Source organism: Allokutzneria albata, assembly GCF_900103775.1.
GTDB classification, from domain to species: Bacteria; Actinomycetota; Actinomycetes; order Mycobacteriales; family Pseudonocardiaceae; genus Allokutzneria; species Allokutzneria albata.
This window is the reverse complement of record NZ_LT629701.1, coordinates 5,047,902-5,070,820: the sequence shown is the minus strand read 5'-3', so window position 1 is coordinate 5,070,820 and position 22,919 is coordinate 5,047,902. Positions and strand designations below refer to the sequence as shown.

The window sequence follows — 22,919 nt, the reverse complement described above, 5'->3', positions numbered from 1 at the left end:
AGGCGCCACCCGTTTCGTTAGCGTTTACCATGCACACGCCTTTCCATGGACCCGTCGCAGAATGCACCCTGCCGCGTTCGCCGCAGCTGGCATGGCTGCTACACCTGCGATGAAGAGCATCTGCGCTGGCGAGTAGTAGTTGTTCTGTTTGGGCGCGCGGCGCCACCCCAGCCCGCCAGCGCGGGAACCCAGGTGTGCGGGGGTTCTAACGAGCCCGAACGAGAGGCCTGTGAAGCCAAGATCGTATATGTTCGCTCGAAGGCTACGGCGGAACCCATAATCCTCAATTCGTCGAGTTGTTCGCGCTAGCCACGCGCCTGCCTGGAACACGGCGCAGCCGAGCAGCCCAGTGAAGATACATCCAACCATCGCTCCACCGGTGGTGAGATGGCCACGGTGGTGCCATCCCCACGAGACCGCCTTCTTCACTCCGTTCCAAATGCCGTCCCACCAGGACTTTCCATCGAGATCGGTGCGGTTGATGGGGTCGCCTGATGTGTAGTCGTAGTCGTTTGCGGATCCCCCTTCGACTGGATCGACGGAGAAGAAGCGGCCGAGGATAGGGCTGTAGGGTCGGGCGCCCATCTGCACCAGGGACAGTGCTCCGGCGTGTTCGTAGGGGCGTTGGTGTTGGCCGAGCCAGCCGTAGTCCATGTGTCCGGGCTGGTTGTCCGGTACGGCGTCGGGGTCCGTGCTTCCGGTGTTGGTGAGTGGTTCTCCGAAGGGCGTGTAGGAGCGCACCGGTCCGGCTTGCTTTCCATCGGTTCCGGCACTGACGGCGAGATCACCGCGGATCGTCGGGTAGTCCCACTGATCCGCTCCCGTCTCGCCTCGGATCGTGTACAGGACGCCTCCCGGTAGGGAGATTGTCCTGGAGAGCAACTTCTTTTCGTGGTCGAGTGTCAGACCGGCACTGTCCGAGTCGCCGGTGTACCCGAAGAGCACGACGGTTCGGGTATCACCGGAGCTGGCATCCCTGCGGGTGATTCTGTCCGTGACGTCACGGACATAGGCAACGGACGCGGGGTCGGCTCCGACGCTGCGGGCGGTGGTGTTTCGTCCTTCTCCGTCCCAGCCGAGATACGTGGTAGTTCCCCCCACCGCGTACTGCGTTACGTTTCCCCACGAGTCGTGTTTGATCTCTGACACGACCGTAGTCCCGGTGGTAGCGAGGATCCGGTCCGCGGCGTCATAGCAGTAGGAGGTTTCGGAGACTCCTGCGGCAGTGGTGTCCTTGAGGCGCGTTCTGTTGGTGTTCGTGCCCGCGTTGCCCTGGGTCCCGGTGGGGCATCCGGCTGCTGCGGGTGACGTGAAGTCGTAGGTGAACTGGTGGCCGGGTACCCAGGCTTCGGTGAGGCGGCCAGCGGCGTCGTAACGGTAGTTGTGGCCCCCTGGTCGAGCGTCGTGGCCGCCGAATGACTCGTCGATGATGGTCCCTGCACGGGATCTGCTCACCGTACTCACCAGGTCACCACTGGCGAGTTTCCATTTCAGCGACGTGATCTTCCCCGCGCCGTCGCGCGCGATGTCGCGGAGTCCGGTGGCGTTGGAGTAGTCAACGGAAGCGATTTCCCCGGCCGCGTCGTAGGTGACGGTGCTGATGACGGTCTCGTTGTACTTCAGCGACGTTATCCGGCTCGCGTCGTCGTAGCCGGTCTGGATGGTGTGCGCGGCTCCGGCTGGAGGAGCGACCTTCTGTGCTGTGGTACGGCCCGCGAGGTCGTAGGTGGTTTCCGTTCGGGTGCCGTGGACATCGACATAGGTCACGGGTCGTCCGATGAGATCAACGGTTGTGGTGACGGTGCCGTGGTGGTCGCCTATGGAGGTGGTCAGTGGGTCGCCGCCTACGGCGTAGACGTGGCGGACAACGCGCGCTCCTTCTCCGGCTGTTTCGGGGTGGGTCTGTTCGGCTACGCGGCCGCGGGCGTCGTACTTGGTGCACGCCCAGGCGCCGGAGATGGCCTTGGCGGCGACGCGGCCGAGGATGTCGTAGACCTGTTCGTCGGTTCGAGGTGCTCCTGCGGCGGGGGCAGGCAGGGCGGTCAGCTTGGTGAGACCGCCCTGGTTCGTTTGTTCGACCTCAGGCGTGCACGGGTTGTCGCGGCCTTCCGTTGGGCCGTAGTAGGTGTAGGTGGTTTTCGCCCCTGACGGCAGGGTCTTCGCGGTTCTGCGCAGGAAGCCGGTTCCTGGCTTCTCCGACTCGGTGCGCGAAGTGAGGTTCAGGCCGCCGGGGTCGATGACCCCTGAGGTGGTCAGGCCGTAACCGGGATCGAGTCCAGAGTCGGCGTAGGAGGTGGTGCTTCGTTTGTCGGGCACTCCATCGGATTCCATGGTTGCCGACGAGGTCGTCAGCCCGTAGTCAGGGCTCAGCTTGTCGTCGGGGACTGGGCTCCAGTCGCTGGTGTCGCGCTTCCACATCAGGTTCGCATCCGAGACGCCGACCCGGCGGTCACCGGGCAGCAGGCGCTGGTGGTAGTCCACGCGGATCCGGTGGACACCCGCGGTCAGCTGGAGCGACTGACGGTCAGAGTTGACTTTGCCCGCCGACCCCACGTGTCGGGCGATGTCCTTCTCCGCCAGGGCTTTGCTGTAGACAGCGACATCGTCGATGAACGTCTCGGCGTCACCGCCGACAGGCCGGCGACCGATCGCCATCGGTGAGGAGTTCGCCGTACCGTTACCGGCCAAGGTGCCTTCGCCGGACTTGTTGCCGTTGATGTAGAAGGTGACCTTGTTCTTGTCATCGCGGGTGACTGCGACGTGGTTCCAGGTGTCGACGCCGAGGCCGTCCTTGGAATCGATTGCCTCCCAGCGATCGCCGGTGGAGGCGTGGCGGAACTGCAGGCGCATGTCGGGGCTCAGTGAGAGTTCGTAGGGAATGCCCGCACCCGCGGCGTACTTGCTGAGCAGGTCGTGCCAGCGCACACCGCGCGGGTTGTGCCGGGGTTTGACCCACATCTCGATCGTCAACGGACCGGTGATGTCCAAGGCATCGCTGTCGGGCACCGTGACGACGCCACCGGTGAACTCGGCGGCGGAGCTGCCGTCATCGGGAAGCGCACCCGTCTTCTGCCTGCCGACGGCTCCGGAATAGGTGCCCTCGCGGGCGTTTCCGGACTCATCGCGGGCGGTGTTGTCGCCGTCGGACAACCGCCAGTACCCCAGCGGCGCGGACTCGATCACCGAGGGCGCGTAGGTGCGATCCCCCATGAGGTTGTCATCGACGTAGATGCGCATGCCGTCGGTGGCATCGCGCTCCCCGGTGCCGAAGGCGTAGCGGCCGGCGGTGTCGACGTGGACGAGTCCGGTCATCCGCCCCGAGTACGCACCCTTGGGATTGAGCCCTTCCGCCGGGGGCGTGGTGTTCCAGTCGGTGTTGGGTGTGGCCGTGGAGTAGGTGTTGGCCGGGCCGGTCATGTTCGGGTTGGTCCACCAGGTCGCGGCCAAGCCCTTGATGTTGTGGTCGTAGCCGGTCGTGGTGGTCGGGATCTTCTCGCAACCCGTCGGCAACGTCGCTTTGGGCTTGTTGCCGTCGAAGCACACTTCCGGTGCGGGCCCGTACGCAGTGGCCGGGTTGCCCTTCTCGTCATAGACAGTGGTGGACTTGCGGCCCGCTGGATCGATCGTCGCGAGCTGCTTGTCATCGGGCGCCCACTCGTAGCGGGTGGTCTTCTGGGTGGCGTCGGTGTCGGTGAGCATCCGCCCGCCGAGGTCTTTCGTGATGCGCCGCGACCATCCTTGTTGCGGTGTCAGGCCGGAGGTGCGGACTTCTGTCCAATCAGGACCGTAGGCGTAGAAGTGCTTGAGGCGTTGGGTGGGCGTCTTGGCGAACCCGGTCGGTTCCGGGGTCCACAGTTGCGCGACCTTGCCGTCGCCGTGGTACTCCACGGCGTAGTTGGCCGCACCGGTGTTACGGTTGGCGAGGTCGGCGTGAATCCAGTCGATCTGCAGCGGTGTACGAGTTCCGAGCAGCTTGTGTTCTGGTGAGTACCAGAGGTCCTGGATCTCCTCTCCTGGTTTGCGGAACCGTGCGAGCTTGCCACCGGAGTAGTAGAGATGCGTTCTCGCCGCGTCAGGAGTCTCGACCGCGCACAGGAAACCAGCCGGCACTGGGTCCCAACCCGTTCCGCATTCAGCGGCGCCGGAGTAGTACAGCTTCAACGCGCGGCCGGAGACCGGGTCCACAATGGACCTCAATCGGGCGATCGGGTTGCCCGCGTCCGGGGTGGTCCATTCCATCCGCGCCGCAGCGGGTTTGCGGGCGTCGGAGGGGGCCGTGATCGACGTCAGGTCGCCGGCGGTGCTGAAGACGTACATCGTCCCGTCGGAGTCGATCAGAGTCAGCTTGCCGTCGATGTCTCGGGACAACGTGCCGTACTCACCGGCAGGTGGCGCGTACCCGCCGTCTGAGAGCTTGGTGTAGCTGTGGGAGGCACCTGTCCCGTCGACGAGCGTGGCGCCGGACTCGGTCAGGGTTGCCTTCGTGTATCCCGGTCCGTTGCCGTCGACGTCAGCTGACAGCGACCATCCCGCAGGAAGAGCCGACGCGACGGGAGAGAGCCACGAGGCGGGGACAGGGACAGCAGCGTCCGTGCCGGTACGTGCCCAGAGGTGAATGAACGCGCCGTAGACCCAGTCCCGGTACTCGACCCGGATCGGGTATGCCTTACCCGCTTCCAGCTGCACGGTGGAGGCACCGAACTTGGGCGCGTCCTCGGGGAGCATCCACTTCTTCCACTCGTCGTAGACGCTCTGGTTGTTCACCCACACCCGCATGCCGTCGTCGTGCACACCGCCGAAGCTGTAGGCACCAGTGGTCGGCACCTTCAGGAAACCCTGCCAGCGGACCCGGAAGCCGTCACCGGGAACCACTGGCTCGTACGGCGATCCCCACTTCCAATCGAAGGACACCTGCGGATCGGTGCGCACCAGCACCGGGGACTCGGTGTCCTTGATGCCTTCCTCGGAGTCACCGGTGAAGTACGAGCCGACCAGGCCTGTCTCATCCACCGCTTGGGAGTTGTAGGACAACTTGACCGCCACCGGTCCGCCGACAGTGTTCATCGCGGGTGTTTCGAGGGTCGTGATCACATTGCCCGTGGAGAGGTTGGCTGTGAGCGGGCCGACGGTGTCCCCGGGAATGGGGCCCTGCACTCCCAGTCGCATGTCGACCTTGACGGCGCGGCGAACCGCGTAGGGGCTCATCGTGTCCGGCATCTTGTCGCGTGCCTGGACCGTCCAGGTGTAGGAGACGCCGTCCTTCAGCACACCGGGCGGTACCGTCCACTTAGGAGCGTCAAGCCACCCGGATCGGGCGACGAGACCGGACCGGCCGTCTCCGCCGGTGGCGATGGAGAACTCGTACTGAACCTGATCGTTGTCCGCGTCGGTCACGGTGTTCGCGGTGAGTTCGGGCTGTTTGACGGTCACCACCGCGCGGTCCGCGGGACCGGCTAGCGCGGGCACAGGTGGAGTGGTGTTGACCGTCCGGAAGTTCCACACTGGCGAGTACTGCCAGTCTGACCACCCGTCCTTGGTGCGCGCCTGCCAGAAGTAGGTCTTGTTCCAGCCCAGTTTGCCGCCGTGGCGCCATTTCAGGTCTTGTGACCCGCCTTGGACGTCGAAGCCCTGCCATGCGAAGCGATGTCCCAGCACATCCGGGTGCTCGGCCAGCATGATCTCCACATAGCGCTGATCGTTCTGGTAGTCGCCCGAGTGCACGGTGAACTCGAACTCGTTGGCGTGATGCGAACAATCGGTGCACCCGCGCAGCCAGACACCGGGCGCGTCGTTGAAGTTCACCACGACGTAGGAGGCGAACTCCGGCCCCGCCTCGGCGGCGGCCAGCTTCTTCCACGCCTCAGCACCAGCTCCGTCGGTGTTGACGATGAACCCGTTCCACCGCCAAGCGCCGGAGGCGTAGTTGCGCATCCAGTCACCGATCTCGACTTTGGACCACTCAAGTCCCTTGCCCTGGCTACGGATCGGGGCGATGTTGTCCAAGCACATCGGCTTGTTGGTCCAGGTGATGCCGCCCGCACTCCAGTCGCACCCCTGATGCCACAAGGTGAAGGAGGTGGCCTCCGGTCGTGCCGACCAACCCCAGAAGCCGTTCCACGAGGCATTGAGGATCTGCTTGCCACGAATCGGATCGAGGTTGTACTTCAGGTACGCCCAGTTCGTTCCCGCACCTGGATACGTCCCGACCTTCAGCACGCACCCGCGCTCGTCCTGGCATTCCTTGCCGTTGTAGTTCTGGTTCGGCCACCCATCGCTGACGTAGGCGTCCTCGGAGACATCCGTGCCGTACATGTGCGGGTCCTGCATGCTCGGATCCACAGTGACCGGAAACTTCCGTGCCTTGTCGGTCAGCCACGCCCGATCCACGGCCAGCACGATCACCCAGCCCTGAGCATCGCGCTCCAGTCGCTGCGACACCGGTGCCGACGCCGGCTCAGCCCCACTGGCGTCCCACACCATCGGTGCCGGGACGACGAGTCGCTCCGCCCCGGTGGAGTCCTTCAAGACGATCGCCCCGTCCGCACGGGACGACGGTGTCACAGCTCCCTGAACACGCAGCCGATAGCGCCACTCAGACGCCTGCGGAACGCGATGCAGCACCAGGTCCTGTTTGAGACCGCGCGAGAGCACCCGAACCTTGAGATCGACGCCGTCCTGCACTGACTCGTACACCGCGACCGACTTGTCCAGGCGCGCCTCACGCTGGGCGAAACCCACCGGCTCCAACTCAGCCGACGCCGACTTGTCACCGGTCTGGACCCTGATCAGAGTGCCTGGCGCCGACCTTGTCGCCAGCTGCGTCTCGGCGAGTACCGCTTTCGGTTTGATCAAACCATCGCGGCGCTCCAGCGTGGTCTCCACCGGAACCAGAGCCTTACCCGGACCGCCGGGAACGTTGACCACGTCCTGGAAGAGCTTGACCGCGGTCGTCCCATCAGGGTTGCGGTAGATGTTCGACTTCGGCTCGCGAGCGACAAGCGTCGAGACCCCCTCCACGAACTCCCCCTTGCGAGGAGCTTGCGGCGGAGCCGACGGCGACGGTGGCCCGCCCAGCACCGGAGCTGGACGCGCTGACGGCCCGAAATCGCCCTTGGGCTGGATCGGACGAATGGCCGCACCAGGCTCACTCCGAACCAGCGGCACATCCATCGGTGTGCCCTTGACCTTTGCTGACGGAGCCGGTGCCGCAGATGCCGGCACCTCCGCCAACGAGAAACTCAGCGCTGCGACCACCAGGACGGCTAAACCCCGCGATAACCGCGCACGACAAATAGAACCGGTGCCTCCCACCGGGCCCCCTCAACTGAACTCCGTGCGGGCTCCCCACAGCACGCAGAACAGACAAAGCCGGGAGATCCTCACCTTCATCAGCTGCTCGGCACAAGAGGCCACTCGGGCTACGGGGGCTGCAACGAGTCTCACGTAACGCTCATCTCGGGCTGCATGACAGCGCCAACCGTCTACTGAGCCGAGTGCTGCTGCGTCGCTGAAAAAGATCATCGGTGGCGACGTCTGTCCGCGCTGGACGATCCGGGGGGTGTCCCTATGTGGTTGTCAAGCCGCGGCAGGAGCAGCTCCGGGGTGGGGGTGTTGGTAGCGGGTGTGGTCGCGCAGCATCGCGTAGAGCACGTCGCAGCGGCGGCGGGCCAGGCAGATCAGGGCGGCGTTGTGTTTCTTGCCCTCGCCTCGTTTGCGGTCGTAGTAGGCGCGGCTGGTCGGATCGTGCAGGGCGGCGAAGGCGGCCAGGAAGAACGCGCGTTTGAGTTTGCGGTTGCCGGTGCGGGCGGGATACTCGCCCTTGATCGAGGACCCGGAGCTGTGGGTGACCGGGGCGATCCCGGCGTAGGCGGCCAGGTGGCCGGAGGACTTGAACGCCGAGGCGTCACCGATTTCCAGCAGAATGCGGGCGGCAGTCCTGACTCCGATGCCCGGCATCGAGGTCAGGACCTGGGCAAGAGGGTGCGCATCGAGTATCCCCTCGACCTGGGCGGCGACGGCGTTTCGTTGCTGGAGAACGGTTTTCAGGCTGTCGGCGAGCCGGGGGAGCACGATGTCGGCTGCGGCGGTGCCGGGAACGGTGACGGTCTGCTCCTCCAGCGCGGCCCAGATCGCGGTGGCCAGCTTCTCGCCCATCCGGGGCGCGTGAGCGGTGGCGATCGAGACAAGCTTGCGGCGACCGGCTGCTCGGATGCCCGCTGGTCCGCCGCAGCGAGAGAGGATCTCCAGCACCGCGGGGTGGGCGATCCGTGCTCCGATGGCTCGCTCCAGTGCAGGGTGGATTCCGGTTAGCAGGCCGCGAATGCGGTTGCCACTGCGGGTGGCCTCACCTGCCAGGTCGTCATCGAAACCCACCAGCACCTCAAGCTCGGCCAAGGCGTCGTCGCCGACATCGACCTGCCGCAACGTGTGCGGCAGAGTGCGTGCGGCGTCGGCGATGATGAACGCATCACGGGCATCAGTCTTGGCGCTGCCCGGGTAGAGGTCGGCGATACGACGCATGGCCAAGCCGGGCAGGCAGGCAACCTGGTGCCCGCAGGCGCGGGCCACCGCGACCGGCAGCGCGCCGATCGCCGCGGGCTGATCCACCACCACCAGCAGCCGACCATGCTGGGCGAGCTTGTCGAACACCGCCCGCAGCTTCGCCTCACTGTTGGGCAGCGGCGCGTCGTGCAGCCGCCGCCCGGTGGCGCCCAAGCCCACGGCGTGGTGTTCGCCCTTGCCCACATCCAGCCCGAGAAACACCCCATATCCGCTGGTCATCGACTCTGCCTTTCGGTTCGTCGATCATGGCCGCCGGTCGGGCATCACCGGCCGGCACCCACGTTACGACGAGACCTACCCAGCGGGCGGCCATGTCCCTATCAGCGGTCCGACAATGCCCCGGGCCCGGTGACACCACCCCCCGGATCATGCCTACGACTGGGGGCATCAGTCATGCCGGACCCGGCGACCACAGCTCCCTGACCAGGAGCCACGAAAAAGGTAACGGGGGCGTGAAGGCGGAGTCATCGTTGATGACACCAGCATCGGTAACACGCTGAGGGTGGTGACCCTGCCCGGGTACGGATGTTGGGCGGACTGACGAACTCATCCCACCGCGAGGTCCTGGGTGGCGCGATCACTCTGGCAGCGCAGGAGATGACTAGCCCAAGGTAATCAAGACCCACATAGCAAAACTGTCAGGCAAGTGCCTAGTTCCTGTCGAATAATATCACCGTTCGCTACTGCCCTTAGCCACGAATGATCGCTGACTCGGAGGCGGATCAACTCCTTCGCGTTCAAACAGAATTCTGGCGCGCACGACACGCCGTGCTCCTCGTCCGTCCCTCCAGTGCCCCACCTCTCACCACCCCAAAGACCCAATGTGGGGTCGCTCTGACGCAGGCGCACCAGCGTGAGCGAGTACGCACGAGAAGCTCAAACGCAATGGCCGGGCAATCAGGTGTTCGGCTGTGCCGAACATCAAGGCGTGCAGCGCAAAGGAGCGCTCATGGCACCTGTGCCGGTGGTGCGGCGGCGTTCCTCCGGCATGGAGCTGATCGGTTGGAGCGCCCGGCTCGTCCGCCGACTCCGACGTCAGCCGCGTCGGCGGTGGGAATCATCAGCAGGCCCGGAGGTGCCGGGCCGGGCGCTGCGGATGAGCTGACGCAGGGCGCCGTAGTAGATCTCGTCATCGCCCACGATCGGCAGGATCTCGTCCAGATTCCCAGTCAGGACAGGGAATTCCTTCGGGTCCAGATTCGCGATCGCGGCGCGTACACCGGCGATGACGGCCTTCGGATTGCGGTGATCGACGAAACTCGCGCACCCGAGCGTGAGCAGGTACATCCGCCGATACGCCAGGACCGCCTCCTGCACGCTCATCCCGACAGCGATGTTGTCGCGGAGGGCAGGCTCGACCAACCGCAGGAGCAGTTGCCGGCCCAGCCACGGCCGTGCGCCCCGCAACGCCATCAACCCCGGATGCGCGGTCAGCAGTATGTAGAGCCCGGTGAATCTGGTTTCGGTGACCCGCGCCCAGTCACTGCCGGGAACGGACTCGGGCAGGTACCCGGCGATGTGGTCCACGCACAGATCCAGCAATCCGTCCAGATCGCTGCACCGCCGGTAGATCGTCGCGTGCGAAACGCCGAGACGCTCGGCCAGCGACCGGAAACTCAAAGCGCCCGGGCCCTCGCTGTCCAGGATCGCCAAGGCTGTCTCAGCGATGCGTTCCGGGGTCACGTGGCCGAGCCAATCTGGTTGCCTGGGCATGTGAAACACTGTAACTCACGCCGTTGCTCTTTGGTGTGACTGGTTTTTCGATCTCCTGAGTCGGGAGTTCGCTCCCTGGTGTCGCCCGGAACGCTCGTTGACCATCCATTGTGGACGGTGCTGAATCGGGAGGTCTCGATTCGCTCGTGGCAGCCGATCTTTGATCTTGACTTCCAGGATGGTGATCGCGTCGTAGGTCGGCTGGGTGGGGACGTGGCAGAGAGGGCCCATCCAGCCGACCAGCGAGAGTTGCGGCAGGCGTGTCCGGTGGCGGAACGAATCGTGGGCCCGCTGCTGGGCGCTGGGTGCAGGTCGGGCACCGGGAGAGCGAGTGTCCAATGTGGAATGAGCGGGTGGGAAGCAGCGGGCGTGCCAGCGCCAGATGTCGATCATTCAGCGTCGTGTTCGGTTATGGGACAAGGAATCCCCGCGGGTGCGAGGTTGTCGATGAGTTCGCGGGTGACCTGGTGGCGGACGGTTGTCCGATAGGGCGGGGTGATCGGTTCGCCGATGGGTGTTCCGGTAGTGGTGGTGAAAGCGATCTCGTCGTCGACGTGGAACGAGCCTTGGGTGCCGCCGGTGCCCTCCGGCGGGGTGTCAAGCCAGCGCAGATCCGCCGATGAGGGTCTCGCCGGTGTCGTCGCGAGGGAGCTCAGGGTAGCCGCTGACCGCGTGCGGCGGGTTGTTTCGTGCAGTACGAGAGGCATGTTCGGGGTGTGCTCAGCGGCGTGAAGTGCTTCTGCGCGCGGCAACGGGCGGAGCGCAACTGGAGCACGGGCACGCGATGAACCGCGTTTGACTGCACTGAACGGTCGTAATCGGGATCGGTTCTGTCTGCGGTTCAAGGGTTTCTGCTGCTGAGAGTCCTTTGTGGACTGACCTGCTCCCGAAGCAGTTCCCGCTCGGGCTGGAAGATCCCGTGGCGCGGTGCCCGCCGCCGCTGAGCTGACCGGCGGCTGGTTGTCCTGACACGCCACTGGGGACGGCCGTTCGTCGAAGACCGTCCCCAGTGGATAGTGCTGAACGGACTGCGTTACTTGCCGACCATCTCGTCCGCCCAGCCGGTTACCGCGTCGTGCAGCAGCGGCGCGTTGGGCGCGTAGTTGATCGAGTGCCCGTAGCCGGGCAGCACGAAAGTGCGCAGCTTCGCCTCGGGCGAGTAGTACCCGGCCTCGCCCTCGCGCAGACCTGCCGCGCTCGAGCAGTCGCTGGCCAGCAGGCCGCAGAACACGCCGTCCTTCTCGCCCATAGCCACCAGCACCGGCACGTTGATCCGCTTGCTGTAGGGCAGCACCAGGCCGATCAGCACGGCGTCAACGATCTCACCGGCCGCGATCAGGTCCTTGGTCGCCTCGTCCATGTCGAGGACCTGCTGGTCCAGCGGTCCCGGGCGGTGGAACGCGTCGTACCGCATGCCCTTGCCCGTGGTCAGGTACGCCGGGTCCAGCCCGACGACCTTGCCCATCTTCTCGTCCAGCAGCGCCGGGCCCAGCGCGGCCACCGTGGGCACCACCGTCAGCGCGGCGACCCGGTGGGTGAACCCGGTGATCACCACGCCGTCCACGTCGCGGAAGGTGGCCGCCTCGATGATCGTGGTGGCCGACCCGAGCGAGTGCCCGACGAGCACGATCTTGTCGAACTTGGGCCCCAGCGTGCCCTTCCGCATCGCCTGGATGGCGTGGTGCACCGCGTTGGCCTGAGCGCTCGCGGACAGCAGTGCGCTCAGCGGCTTGGAGCTGCGCCCGGAGCCGACCCGGTCCACCGCCAGGGTGGCGTACCCGGCCTTGTTCGCCGCCTTGCGGAACGACCGGTCTTCCGACATGCCGGGCGGGTCATAGTAGGCCGAGTTGTACGTACCGCCGGGCACCAGCACCTGGAGGGTGCGGCTGCCGCCCGCCGGGACGCACAACCTGCCGTACATGGTCTGGTCGTCGAACCCGAGCAGTGGCACGTCCACCAGTGACACGGGGATGTTCAGGTCCCGACAGGCCGCCTCGGCGGCGGACGCCTGCGCTGGGGTGAGCACCGCGCCGGTGCTCAGCAGGGCCACCGCCGCGGCGGCGACGCGGCGCAAGAGCAAACGCACGAAAACCTCCGAATTCCGTTGTGGGAAGCGACTATTCCCGCGGGTGCACCGTCATCGGCATGCCCCGCGGATAGGCGATGGTGGTATACCGCACCCGGACCGGGCCGGCGGGCGCCAGGCGCCACCGCGCGAAGATCGTGGCCACCCCGATGACGACCTCGGCTCGTGCGAACAGGTGGCCGATGCACTGCCGGATCCCGTTGCCGAACGGAAGGAACACGCCCGGTGGCAACGATTTCACTCGATCAGTGGCCCAGCGGTCGGGATCGAACACGTCCGGGTGATCCCAGTACCGGGGGTCGGTGTGCAGGGCGAGCGGGCTGAACATCACCTCGTCGCCGGGCCGCAGCCGCACCGGGCCGAGGTCGATCTCCTGCTCGGTCCGGCGCATCAGGATCCACAGCGAGTACATCCTCAGCACCTCGTTGACCACCTGTCCCGTGCAGGCCAGCGCGGGCAGGTCGTCGAAGGTCGCCGGGCGCCCGCCCAGCACCTGGTCCACCTCGGCCCGCACCCGTTCCGCCATGCCGGGGTTGCGCCCGAGCTCGTGGCAGGTCCAGGCCAGGATCAGCGCGGTGGTCTCGGTGCCCGCGGTGAGCAGGGTCATCACCTCGTCGTGCACCTGCTCCCGGGTCATCCGCTCCCCGGTGTCGGCGTCCCTGGCCAGCAGCAGCGTGGACAGCAGGTCACCGTGGTCGGTGTCCGGGTCGCGACTCGCGAGCAGCCCGTGCACCACGGCCTTCATCCGCGCGGTGGCCTGGTCGAAGCGGCGGTTGAACGGCAGCGGCAGCTTCTCCACGAAGCCCGGAGAGAGCACCCGGTACATGCCCAGCTGGATGACCAGCGGGATCGAGCGGCGGGCCTCGCGGATCGCCTCCTCGCCCAGCTCGGTGCCGAACAGCGCCTCGCCCACGTTCGTCATGGCCAGGGCCTGCATGTCCGCGTCGATCTGCCGCACCTCGCCCGGCCGCCAGGACTCGGCCAGGGCGGTGGTCGCCCGGACCCAGATCTCGGCGTAGCGGCGCAGGTGCTGCTGGCCGAATGCGGGCAGCATCAGCCTGCGCTGCCTGCGGTGGAAGGGCCCGTCCGACAGGGCCAGGCCGTTTCCCGCGTACGGACGGAACTTGCGGAACATGATCCCGCTGCCGAAGCTCGACCCGTCCGTTACCAGTACGCGATGAATGAGTTCCGGATTTGTGAGGAAATATGTCTGGAGTGGTCCCAGGAACAGCTTGACCACATCGCCGTGTTCCCGCAGCCCGGCGGTGAACTGGACGGGACGGCGGACCAGTGCGGGCGTGTGTCCCAGCAAAGGCCACCGACCGGGCGCCACCCGGACGGGCATGAGAACTCCTCGGCATGGGTGGGAATCGGGGGGACGCCACGCTAGAGGCCATTCAGCCGTGCCGACAGCACCCGATTGGGTAAGAGGCGATCACGATGATGCGTTAGGGCAATTGCCAAATTATGGGTTAAGTCAATTACCGCCGGAATCGGTATGCTGGCCGGTCTTCCGAACCCGAGAGGTGCGCGATGGTGGGCACACGGGACTGGGTCCCGGCCGGAGTAGACACGACCACGCCGAACGTCGCCCGGATCTACGACTACTGGCTCGGCGGCGGCCACAACTTCGAGGCGGACCGCACCACCGCGGACCACCTCGAGCGGACCCTGCCCTGGATCCGGCAGTCGGTGCGGCTCAACCGCGCCTTCCTCGGCCGCGCGGTGCGCTTCATGCTTTCGCAGGGCATCCGCCAGTTCCTCGACCTGGGCGCGGGCATCCCCACCGTGGGCAACGTGCACGAGATCGCCCAGCGGGAGGTCCCCGAGGCCCGCGTGGTCTACGTCGACAAGGAGGCGGTGGCGGTCGCGCACAGCGAGCTGCTGCTGGCGGACAACGACCGCACCGCGGTCCTGCACGCGGACGTGCGCGACGTGGCCGGGGTGCTGGACAGCCCGGAGGTCCGGCGACTGATCGACTTCTCCGAGCCCGTTGGCGTGCTGTGCTTGCTGCTGCTGCACTGGATCCCGGACGAGGACGATCCGGCCGGGCTGGTGCGCGCCTACCAGGAACCCCTGGTCCCGGGCAGCCTGCTCGCCTTCACCCACGTCACGTCCGACGCGCACCAGGAGGCGTTCGCCGTGGCCAGCGACCAGATGGCCGAGCGCCGCGGCGACGTGCCGCACACGCGTTCCCACGACCAGATCCTGGGTCTGCTCGGGGACCTGGCGCTGGTCGAGCCGGGCCTGGTGGGCTGTGGCACCTGGCGGCCGGCCGGGCCCAGCGACATCGCCGAGGACGCGGCGTGGAACGAGCTGATCTACGCGGGTGTGGCGCGGAAGTCCTGAGCCCATGACCGACGCCGTCCTCCACTCGCTCCTGGGGCCTCCTCCCGAAGACGGGCGCCGCGAGCGCGGCCTGCTCGCGCGCAAGTGGGCCTACCTGCTGGGCGGAATCGCCTACGTGCCGCTGGAGCACGCCGACTTCGAGATCGAGCTGGCCGCGCTGCTGGACACCCTGTGTGGCGAGGTGCACGAGAGCGGGCAGGAGCACCAGCCGGGCCGCACCGCTGCGCTGGAGGCCGCGGGCGCCCGGCTGGTCGAGCTGAACTGCGCGAGCGGGCGGGCGCTCACCGCCACCATGGACGTCCTGGGCAAGGGCCTGCTCACGCTGCCCGAGTTCCAGCCCGTCGAGGAGTTCGCCGAACGCGTGGTGGGTGTGCTCGGCGCGCTGGCCGCGAGCGTGATGGTGGCCGCGCAGGACGCCACCTTGGCCCAGCAGGAGGGCCTGAAGCTGTCCATGCTCAAGGCCGTGCGGGACGCCAAGTACAACCTGCGGGCCGCGCAGGCGCGGTTCGACGAGGTTGCCACGTCCTCGGCCAGCGGCATCCTGGTCGCCGACCTGGATGGCACGCTGGTCACGGTGAACGCCGCGGCTGGCGTGATGCTCGGGCACGCCCCGGACGAGCTGACCGGGCGCGACCTGTTCGAGCTGGTGCACCCCGACTACGCGCCGGTGCTGCGCGAGGACTACGGCGCGCTGCTGGTGGGCAAGGTCGAGCGGATCAAGCAGTCCCAGCGGCTGCTGCACCGCGACGGCGAGCCGGTGCCGGTGTCGTTGACCGCCTCGCTGCTGCGCGGCGCAGGGGGCGAGCCCAGCCACTTCGTCACCGTGGTCGAGGACGGCACCGAGCTGGTGCTGTTGCAGAACGAGCTCAACCGGCAGGCCCTGCACGACGTGCTCACCGGCCTGCCCAACCGGCAGTGCTTCAGCACGCGGCTGGAGACCGCGTTGGGCAGGGCGGACCCGGAGCTGGGCGTGACGCTCCTGCGGCTGGAGCTGGACGCCTTCGCGGTGGTGCGCGACGGCCTCGGCGAGCGTGCGGCCGAACAGCTGCTGGTCACCGTGGCGCAGCGGCTGAAGTCCGTGCTGGCCGGGCAGAAGGCCCTCCTCGCCCGGTTCGGCGGTGCGGAGTTCGCCGTGCTGGTGGAGAACGCGCCGGACACCCCGGAGCCGGAGCGCCTGGTGCACGAGCTGCGCCATGAGCTGGCCGAACCGACCTACGTCGACGGGCACGGGCTGGCCCTGTCGGTCAGCGTCGGCGTGGTCAACCGGCCCGCCAGGGACCGCGAGGCCGCGGAGTTGCTGCGCGAGGCCCACCAGGCACTGCGCCGCGCCAAGGCCAACGGGCACGGGCAGTGGGAGCTGTCCCACCCCGAGCAGAACCGGCTGGACCGCAAGACCGACGCGCTGGCCGCGGTCATGCCGGGCGCCTTCGAGGACGGGGACGTGCAGGCGCGGTACCGGCCGCTGGTGCGGCTGACCGACGGCGCGGCGCACGGGGTGCAGGTGCTGCTCAGCTGGGACCCGCCCGGGGTGGGCGCGCTGTCCGACCAGTGCTGCCGCCGCCTGGCCGAGACCACCGGGCTGATGCTGCCGCTGGGCGAGTGGCTACTGCGCACCGGCTGCCAGCAGGTGGGCTGGTGGCGGCAACGGCTGGACCGCGACCTGCGGCTGCTGGTCGGCCTGAGCCCGCACCAGGCGGCCGACGCGGACCTGCTCACCAGGGTGGGCGGTGTGCTGGAGGAGACGCGGTTCCCGGCCGAGCGGCTGCTGGTCGAGCTGCCCACGCTGGCCCTGGCCGCCGACCTCGGCAAGACCAGGGACAACCTGCAGGCGCTGGCCGACCTGGGCGTGCGACCGGTGATCAGCGACTGCGGGCTGGGCGGCGGCGCGCTGGCCGCGGTGGCCGACCTGCCGGTGCAGGGCGTGCGGCTGGACTGCGGGCTTCTGGACGGGGCCGCGCCGGACTCGCTGGTGGTCGACCTGCTGCGGGAGCTGCCGGGCCTCGTGCGCCGGGCCGGTGCGGAAGTGATCGTGGACGGCCTGACGACCGCCGGGTCGGCGGCGTTCTGGCGGGCCGCCGGCGCCGAGCTGGCGTTGGGTGACCACTGCGGGGCGGCCTGCCGTCCGGACGAGCTGGCCGCCGCTTTCGGCGACCCCGGCTGGCGCGCACCGTAGGCACTTTCGGAACAGGGGACTCGGCTCCGCCGGTCGCGATGACGGTGCCGAATCCTGCGACCCTCCCGGAACACCGCCACGTGACACGAGCCAGGGCAGCGGCTCTGCAAAGGATCGCAACCACGGATCGAAACGAGAGTCCTTTCCGGACTGTCCTTTAAGGTCTGCGGCGGGGTGCGTCCGCTAGGCGTGGCGCTCCCAGATGCGGCGCGCAGCGCTTCGGTGTGATACCGGGGCAGGGGTTCCCCTGTCGCATACGCCTCCACCACACCCTGACCCGCGTTCGCGTCGAGACGGATGTTCGGCCAGGGCGTGCCCTCCTGAGCGGGTGCGAACTCGACCAGGTAGACCCAGGTCGGAGTGGCAGTGCTGTCGGAGAGGCGGGCCTGCGGAACGTCGCGAGGATCCGCTGAGCAGTCGGCATGTTCGCCACGTAGCGCCGCAGCGCTGCTGAACCGGTAAGCGGGCCGATCGCCTTTGAGCGGGAGAAGGTCGATGGTCTCGCCGAAATCGGCCAGCTCGTTGAGCACGGCGAGCTCGGCCTCGGTGACCGCGATTCTCAGGCGTTCGATATGCCCGGCAAGCACGTCGAAGCTCAGACCCCATTCGCCGCATGCGAGGGCGCTGTGGCAGTGCTGGAGGCGTTCGTCGTCCACGCGGCCCGCGAACTCGCGGAGCAGCTGGTGGGTCAATGACATGACTCGAACCGCCAGGGAAGCCGGTGTGGGGAGAGCAGCGGCGCTGATCGCTGAAGCCTGACACCCTTTGTTCGACGATTGACGAAAAGGGGTGGTCATGAGTGGTATGGGACCTTGGGATTTTGTGCTGATTCCCGTTTCTGCTTCACCGTGAGATGAAACCTTCGTTCGGTGGTGGACGCTGTCCGTCCGGTCGCGTGATGATCCCGCTTTGGTTGGTGAATGAAGGGTTCGCAATGCGTTTCAGAGTTGTTCCCGCGCTCGTAGCTGTCGCTGTGAGTGCCGGGGTGTCCGTGGTCGCCGCTCCGTCGGCCGCCGCGGCGGAGTGGAACCTTCTCGCCGAGGCGAGCGGGCACGGCATCACCGCGCGGTTGTGGCTGAACGAGCACACGAGGCAGCTCCACGCCGAGGGCGTCAACATGCCGAGGCTGAGCACTGTGCGACTGGACGGAGCGGACCTTTCGCAGGCCTCGCCGCACGATGGCGCCACGGTTCGTACCGGTGGCCACAACTGGCACCCGCACGATTACCGGGCCTGTGCGGGATTCATCTCGGAGACGGTGTGCACGAAGTGGCACCGGCACAACGGATGATGACTGCAGGCGAGTCGTAGTCGTTCCGCTCGGGAGATGAAGCCGGGTGATCTGCTGGGGGCAGGTCACCCGGCTTGTGTGTCTCGCGGATCAGCAGGCTTTGACCGGACCCGTGATGGTCGCGCTGTCGCCGGGCGCGGTCAGCTTGACGCGGTACTTGGCGTGTCCGTGGCAGCGGAAGTTGAAGAGCACGTCCCCGTTGCGGTCGGGTGTTTCGGACTGGGATCCGACCTGGTGCCGGCCGCCCTTGTCGCTGTCAAGCTTCGCAGTGACCTTGCAGCCGCCCCGCACCGTCGCGGCGACGCGCAGTCCGCGGCCGGTCTCGCCGGGCGACTTGGACGTGTAGGTGAAGATGCAGTTCGCGCGGGCGGATTCGGTGGTCTCGGCAAGCGCGACAGGGGCGCTCACCGTGGCGGTGACCGGGGCCGAGAGGGCGGCTGCGGCCAGAATACTGCGCATTCTCATGTTTCCTTCGATGTCGTGAAATCAGTGTGCCGCGTCATCGGGGTTGCCGTACGCGGCGAATCGGGACATCACGGGGATTATTGTGAATCAAATTCTTTCCTGGAACTGTCCCTCGTGTCGCTGGACGCCGCTCGGAGGGAAGGTTGAGGCGTTTTCGGCATTTCGGTCGTGGTCGAAGCCGGGGCGGGTCATCGTCCCGCGCCCGCGACTGATGCTAGCGTGCTAGCATGTTAGCCACGGGTCGTCTGTCGAACTGGTCAGGGACGACCTGCGGTAGGGCGGTGCCGCCAGTGAGGAGCGAGCGACTGCGATGCCCATGAGTCGCGGTCACGTCATGCGGCGAGCCCGGCCGCTGGTGCTCGCGGTGGGGATCGTCGCGATCGAGTTCGCGGCCGCGGTGACGGGCTTCGTCGCTTCCACTCTTCTGCCGGTCGTCGCGAGCGCTCTGGAGGCCAAGGACGAACTCGGACTTCTGATCGCGGGCACGACACTGGGGTTGTTCGTCGCACTTCCCCTGGCGAGTCGAGTTCTGGACCGACTGGGCCCCCGGGGCACGCTGGCGGCGGGAATGCTCGCCTACGTCGGCGGACTCGCCCTCGCCGCGACTGCCCGGACTGCGTGGATGTTCGCCTTCGGCCAGCTCTGCGCCGGGATCGCCAGCGGTCTCCTCGGAGTGTTCGGCATCAGCGCGGCGATCCAGCACCTCGACGAGCGGTTGCGCATCCGAGTGGTCGCGGTGTCATCGGCGATGTGGATCGTGCCGGCCTTGGTCGGTCCGGCCGCGACGCTCGGCCTCGAGCACCTCGTGGGCTGGCGGTGGACGTCGGTGCTGCCGGTGCCGTTCGTCCTCATCGGACGCCTGTTGGTCGCGCGCGCCGTAGGAGAGGCCACTCCCGCCGACGCCGCCCCGCGCCCCCTGGGGCGAACTCTGTTGATTCCACTGGGCGCGGCGTGTGTGGTGCTGAGCGCGGGGTGGTGGCCCCTCGCGATCGTCGGGGCGGGTACCACCGTCGTCGGGATGATCACGGTCCTGCCCGAGGGAACCGCACGCCTGCGGCCGGGAACTCCTGCCGCGCTCGGCGCGATGATGCTGTTCGGAATCGGCTACTTCGGCGCGGACAGCCTGATCACCGTGCTGCTGACCGACGGATTCGGGATGGGCCTCGGGCGTGCGGCGATCATCCTGAGCGCCGCCTCGTTGGGATGGGCGGTGACGAGTCTCCTTGTCGCGCAGGTGAAATCGCCTCAGGTCAAGCGGCGCTTCCCGGTGATCGGCTTGAGCATGGCGGCACTCGCCACGGCCGTGCTGGTGGTCGAACTCGCTGTCGGAGGATCGTTCACCGTTCTGCTCATCGCGTGGGCCGTAGGCGGAATCGGCGTGGGACTTGCCTATCCCGGGCTGTACGTCAGAGCGACCACCGCCGGTTCGAGTGGCTTCACCGCAACGGAGTTGGCCACCGCGGTCATCACGGCCGAGTGCACCGGACAACTCCTCGGGCGCGCCATTGGTGGAGCCCTCAGCTCGGCCAGCGACACGGGCGGCTTGGTCGCCTCCTACGCGCTGTTCGCGCTCGCGCTGGCCGCGGCCGCCTGCGCGGCGACTCGAACCTAGACCGCCGGAGCGGACGTTCAGCGGACGGCGAACGCCATGCCATGTCGGCGGCCTGTTGGGCTGATTCCTGTTCGGCGGCAACGCTGAAGCCGTGCGCAACGAAGACCTCGCAGACCCGGGGCGTCTCGAATTACCGCATCACCCGCATCTTGTGATCGACGAGAAGGCGCAGGAGGGGCGTGGGCACGCGCCGCAGAGCCTGATCACGCGTTTGATCGCAACGGTCCGGAGCGTGACGGGCTACGACCAGGCACTGAACGCCGCGTGACGTCGATTCGAACGCATGTTCGAAGTTGTCCCCAGGTTGTCCCCAGCTGGGGACAACTGCCACTGACACCGCGTTCAGGCTGAGGTCAGCCGCCGTGGAGCACGGCGGGGAAGAACAAGGCGGAGGTGGCCACGCCGACAGCGACGGCGAGGACGACCCAGGCGAACGCGCGGCGCACGGTGGCGGCTGGCAGGCGGTTGGCGAGGAGCCCGGCGACAGCCGAGGCGAGGAGCGCCGTGCCGGTGAAGATCGCCGTGATGCCGGGGTCGATCGCGGACGCGGAGGCGACGTGCGCGGCGAGGCCGGCCAGTGAGGTGATCGTGATGACGACGAGCGAGGTGGCGACGGCTTCGAGGGCCGTCAGGCCGAGCAGCAGGGTCAGCGCAGGCACCATGACGAACCCGCCGCCGACGCCGAACAGCCCCGTCAGCAGCCCGACAACGGCTCCGGCGGCGAGCGCCTTGGGCAGGCAGCTGCGCCAGTCCACCTTGCCACCGCGCGTGCGGCACGCTCCGGCCGGCTCGGCGGGAGCGGTCAGCATGCGCGCCGCCACCACCGCCATCAGCACACCGAAGGCGAGCAGCGACCAGCGTTCGGGGATCTGTCGCCCGAGCGCGGTCCCCGCGAACGCGGCGGGGACGCCCGCGGCGGTCAACACCAGTGCAACGGGCCAGCGGATGACACCGAGCCGCCAACGGACCGCGAGCCCGCCCAGCGCGGACACCGCGACCACCAGCAACGAGGTCGGCACGGCCGAGGAGAGCGGCATGCCGACGCCGTAGACCAGTGCGGGAACGGCGAGGATCGAGCCGCCCGCGCCGAGCATGCCCAGCACAGCACCGATGACCAGTCCGAACAGCCCTGCCAGGGCCGTCATGCCGTCATCGGCAGGCCGGCGTTCTCGGCCTGGTCGAACTGGTCGTCGATCACCACGACCCGGTGGCCCGCGGCGGCGAGCACCGATGCGCCGATCGAGGCGCGGTAACCCGATTTGCAGTGCACCCACACCTCGCCCCGGGGCACCTCGTCGAGCCGGTGCAGCAGGTCGTGCAGCGGGACGTGCACCGCTCCGTCGACGTGCTTGCCCGCCCATTCGGAGTCGCGACGGACATCGAGGACCGTGACCGCGCGGTGGTGGCGCACCGCGGCGAGATCGGTGAAGCTCGCCCGCGGGAACGTTCCGAGCGGCGCCGCGCCGGACCACGCCTCGGGTTCGCCGGTCGCGGACGACTCGATCCGGTCGATGCCGATGCGGACCAGCTCCCGTTGGGCCTCGGCCACCTGCTCCGGGGTGTCGCCGAGCAGGGACACCGGCGTGCCCCACGGGATGAGCCAGCCGAGGTAGGTGGCGAAGCTGCCGTCGAGGCCGAAGTTCAGGCTGCCCGCGAGGTGTCCGGCGGCGAAGGCCGTGCGGGACCGGAGGTCCACCACCCATTCCCCGGCGTCGATGCGGGCGCGCAGCTCGGCCGGATCAGCTGTCCTCGGCTCGGCGAGGTCGACGGCGGCCGGTCCTGCCGTGTTGGCCGGTCCCATGTGCGCGTAGTACGCGGGAAAGGCGTCCAGGCCGGCGAGCAGCTGCTCGACGTAGGACTCCTCGTCCTGTGTGAGCACGGGGTTGACCTGCTTCTCCCGGCCGATGGTCGACCGTTCGGCCTCCGACTGGGTGGCGGAGCAGAAGCTGCCGAAACCGTGCGTCGGGCAGATCTCGGTGTCGTCGGGCAGGCCCCCGGTCAGGCGGTGGGCCGAGGCGTACTGCGCCCGCACCAGTTCATCGGTGTGCGACGGACCGAGCAGGTCGGGACGGCCAGTGCTGCCGAACAACAGCGACCCGCCGGTGAACACCACCGGCGCGCGGTCCGGTGTCTCCAGCACGTAGGACAGGTGCGTGAACGTGTGCCCGGGTGTCGCGACCGCCCGCACCCGCATGCGCTCGCCCACCTCGACGACGTCGTGGTCGCGGATCGGTGTGCGGTCGAACGACACCGGGTCCGCCGCGTTGACGTGGTAGGCCGCGCCCGTCGCACGGGCCAGCGCGAGACCGCCGGTGACGTAGTCGTTGTGGATGTGCGTCTCGAAGACGTCAGTGATCCGCAGACCGTGCCGGGCGGCCAGGTCCAGCACCCGGTCGATGTCGCGCTGCGGGTCCACCACGAACGCCACGGTCCCGTCGCCGACGAGGTAGCTGCGGTCACCGAGGGTCGGCGTGTCGATGGGGACGATCTGGATCATGTCTACCTCCTTATACCCCCTGGGGTATCTGGCTTCCACGGTAGCCCAGGCTCTGGATACCCCTAGGGGTATGCGGCAAACGTCTCATCGGGCCCTGTCCGGAGGCCTTCTTGATACCCCTGGGGGTATACTGATCCGTATGTGTCAACGAGTCACGTGTTCCAAGTGCGG

General features: G+C 67.7%; 13 protein-coding genes. 5 read left to right on the top strand and 8 right to left on the bottom strand.

Annotated elements, in window-relative coordinates:
• Window positions 1-24: 24 nt before the first annotated feature.
• The 5 genes from BLT28_RS22695 to BLT28_RS22675 all read right to left on the bottom strand — a co-directional run bounded on the left by BLT28_RS22695 (window position 25) and on the right by BLT28_RS22675 (window position 13,706).
• Complete coding sequence (locus BLT28_RS22695; RefSeq protein WP_157376102.1) at window positions 25-7,254, bottom strand: PA14 domain-containing protein; 7,230 nt, start codon at window positions 7,252-7,254, stop codon at window positions 25-27.
• A gap of 321 nt (window positions 7,255-7,575) precedes the next feature.
• Window positions 7,576-8,781, bottom strand: coding sequence for an IS110 family RNA-guided transposase (locus BLT28_RS22690; protein WP_030433537.1), 1,206 nt, complete (start codon window positions 8,779-8,781; stop codon window positions 7,576-7,578).
• A gap of 816 nt (window positions 8,782-9,597) precedes the next feature.
• Window positions 9,598-10,275: a TetR/AcrR family transcriptional regulator gene (locus BLT28_RS22685; protein ID WP_043814208.1), complete on the bottom strand. Its 678-nt coding sequence runs from the start codon at window positions 10,273-10,275 to the stop codon at window positions 9,598-9,600.
• 1,033 nt (window positions 10,276-11,308) lie between these two features.
• Window positions 11,309-12,361 (bottom strand): alpha/beta hydrolase, encoded by a 1,053-nt coding sequence (locus BLT28_RS22680; protein ID WP_043814191.1) that lies wholly within the window; start codon window positions 12,359-12,361, stop codon window positions 11,309-11,311.
• Window positions 12,362-12,392: 31 nt separating this feature from the next.
• Window positions 12,393-13,706, bottom strand: a complete 1,314-nt coding sequence (locus tag BLT28_RS22675; protein ID WP_030433534.1) for a cytochrome P450 — start codon at window positions 13,704-13,706, stop codon at window positions 12,393-12,395.
• 188 nt (window positions 13,707-13,894) lie between these two features.
• On the opposite strand from BLT28_RS22675, the gene BLT28_RS22670 reads away from it, so the two are divergent.
• The 3 genes from BLT28_RS22670 (at window position 13,895) to BLT28_RS22660 (ending at window position 18,174) form a co-directional block, all read left to right on the top strand.
• Complete coding sequence (locus BLT28_RS22670; RefSeq protein WP_030433533.1) at window positions 13,895-14,710, top strand: SAM-dependent methyltransferase; 816 nt, start codon at window positions 13,895-13,897, stop codon at window positions 14,708-14,710.
• A gap of 4 nt (window positions 14,711-14,714) precedes the next feature.
• Window positions 14,715-16,883, top strand: a complete 2,169-nt coding sequence (locus BLT28_RS22665) for a putative bifunctional diguanylate cyclase/phosphodiesterase (protein ID WP_043814189.1) — start codon at window positions 14,715-14,717, stop codon at window positions 16,881-16,883.
• A gap of 973 nt (window positions 16,884-17,856) precedes the next feature.
• Window positions 17,857-18,174 (top strand): hypothetical protein, encoded by a 318-nt coding sequence (locus BLT28_RS22660; protein ID WP_156051832.1) that lies wholly within the window; start codon window positions 17,857-17,859, stop codon window positions 18,172-18,174.
• Window positions 18,175-18,264: 90 nt separating this feature from the next.
• Here the strand turns inward: BLT28_RS22660 and BLT28_RS22655 are convergent, their stop codons facing one another.
• Window positions 18,265-18,633, bottom strand: coding sequence for a hypothetical protein (locus tag BLT28_RS22655; RefSeq protein WP_030433530.1), 369 nt, complete (start codon window positions 18,631-18,633; stop codon window positions 18,265-18,267).
• 340 nt (window positions 18,634-18,973) lie between these two features.
• On the opposite strand from BLT28_RS22655, the gene BLT28_RS22650 reads away from it, so the two are divergent.
• Both BLT28_RS22650 and BLT28_RS40355 read left to right on the top strand, forming a co-directional pair.
• On the top strand, window positions 18,974-20,251 hold the full coding sequence (locus BLT28_RS22650) for an MFS transporter (protein ID WP_030433529.1): 1,278 nt from the start codon (window positions 18,974-18,976) through the stop codon (window positions 20,249-20,251).
• A gap of 91 nt (window positions 20,252-20,342) precedes the next feature.
• Window positions 20,343-20,519, top strand: a complete 177-nt coding sequence (locus BLT28_RS40355) for a hypothetical protein (RefSeq protein ID WP_156051830.1) — start codon at window positions 20,343-20,345, stop codon at window positions 20,517-20,519.
• 85 nt (window positions 20,520-20,604) lie between these two features.
• Here BLT28_RS40355 and BLT28_RS22645 read toward each other — a convergent pair whose 3' ends face one another.
• A complete protein-coding gene (locus BLT28_RS22645) occupies window positions 20,605-21,396 on the bottom strand; it encodes a sulfite exporter TauE/SafE family protein (RefSeq protein WP_030433528.1) in 792 nt (263 codons plus the stop codon).
• Window positions 21,393-22,748, bottom strand: a complete 1,356-nt coding sequence (locus BLT28_RS22640) for an MBL fold metallo-hydrolase (protein WP_030433527.1) — start codon at window positions 22,746-22,748, stop codon at window positions 21,393-21,395. Before BLT28_RS22640 ends, BLT28_RS22645 begins: the two co-directional genes overlap by 4 nt.
• Window positions 22,749-22,919: the final 171 nt, after the last annotated feature.

Coding starts and splice junctions, on each gene's coding strand:
- BLT28_RS22690 (WP_030433537.1), bottom strand. CDS start 8,781: ATGACCAGCGGATATGGGGTGTTTCTCGGGCTGGATGTGGGCAAGGGC.
- BLT28_RS22685 (WP_043814208.1), bottom strand. CDS start 10,275: ATGCCCAGGCAACCAGATTGGCTCGGCCACGTGACCCCGGAACGCATC.
- BLT28_RS22675 (WP_030433534.1), bottom strand. CDS start 13,706: ATGCCCGTCCGGGTGGCGCCCGGTCGGTGGCCTTTGCTGGGACACACG.
- BLT28_RS22670 (WP_030433533.1), top strand. CDS start 13,895: ATGGTGGGCACACGGGACTGGGTCCCGGCCGGAGTAGACACGACCACG.
- BLT28_RS22665 (WP_043814189.1), top strand. CDS start 14,715: ATGACCGACGCCGTCCTCCACTCGCTCCTGGGGCCTCCTCCCGAAGAC.
- BLT28_RS22655 (WP_030433530.1), bottom strand. CDS start 18,633: ATGCGCAGTATTCTGGCCGCAGCCGCCCTCTCGGCCCCGGTCACCGCC.
- BLT28_RS22650 (WP_030433529.1), top strand. CDS start 18,974: ATGCGGCGAGCCCGGCCGCTGGTGCTCGCGGTGGGGATCGTCGCGATC.
- BLT28_RS22645 (WP_030433528.1), bottom strand. CDS start 21,396: ATGACGGCCCTGGCAGGGCTGTTCGGACTGGTCATCGGTGCTGTGCTG.
- BLT28_RS22640 (WP_030433527.1), bottom strand. CDS start 22,748: ATGATCCAGATCGTCCCCATCGACACGCCGACCCTCGGTGACCGCAGC.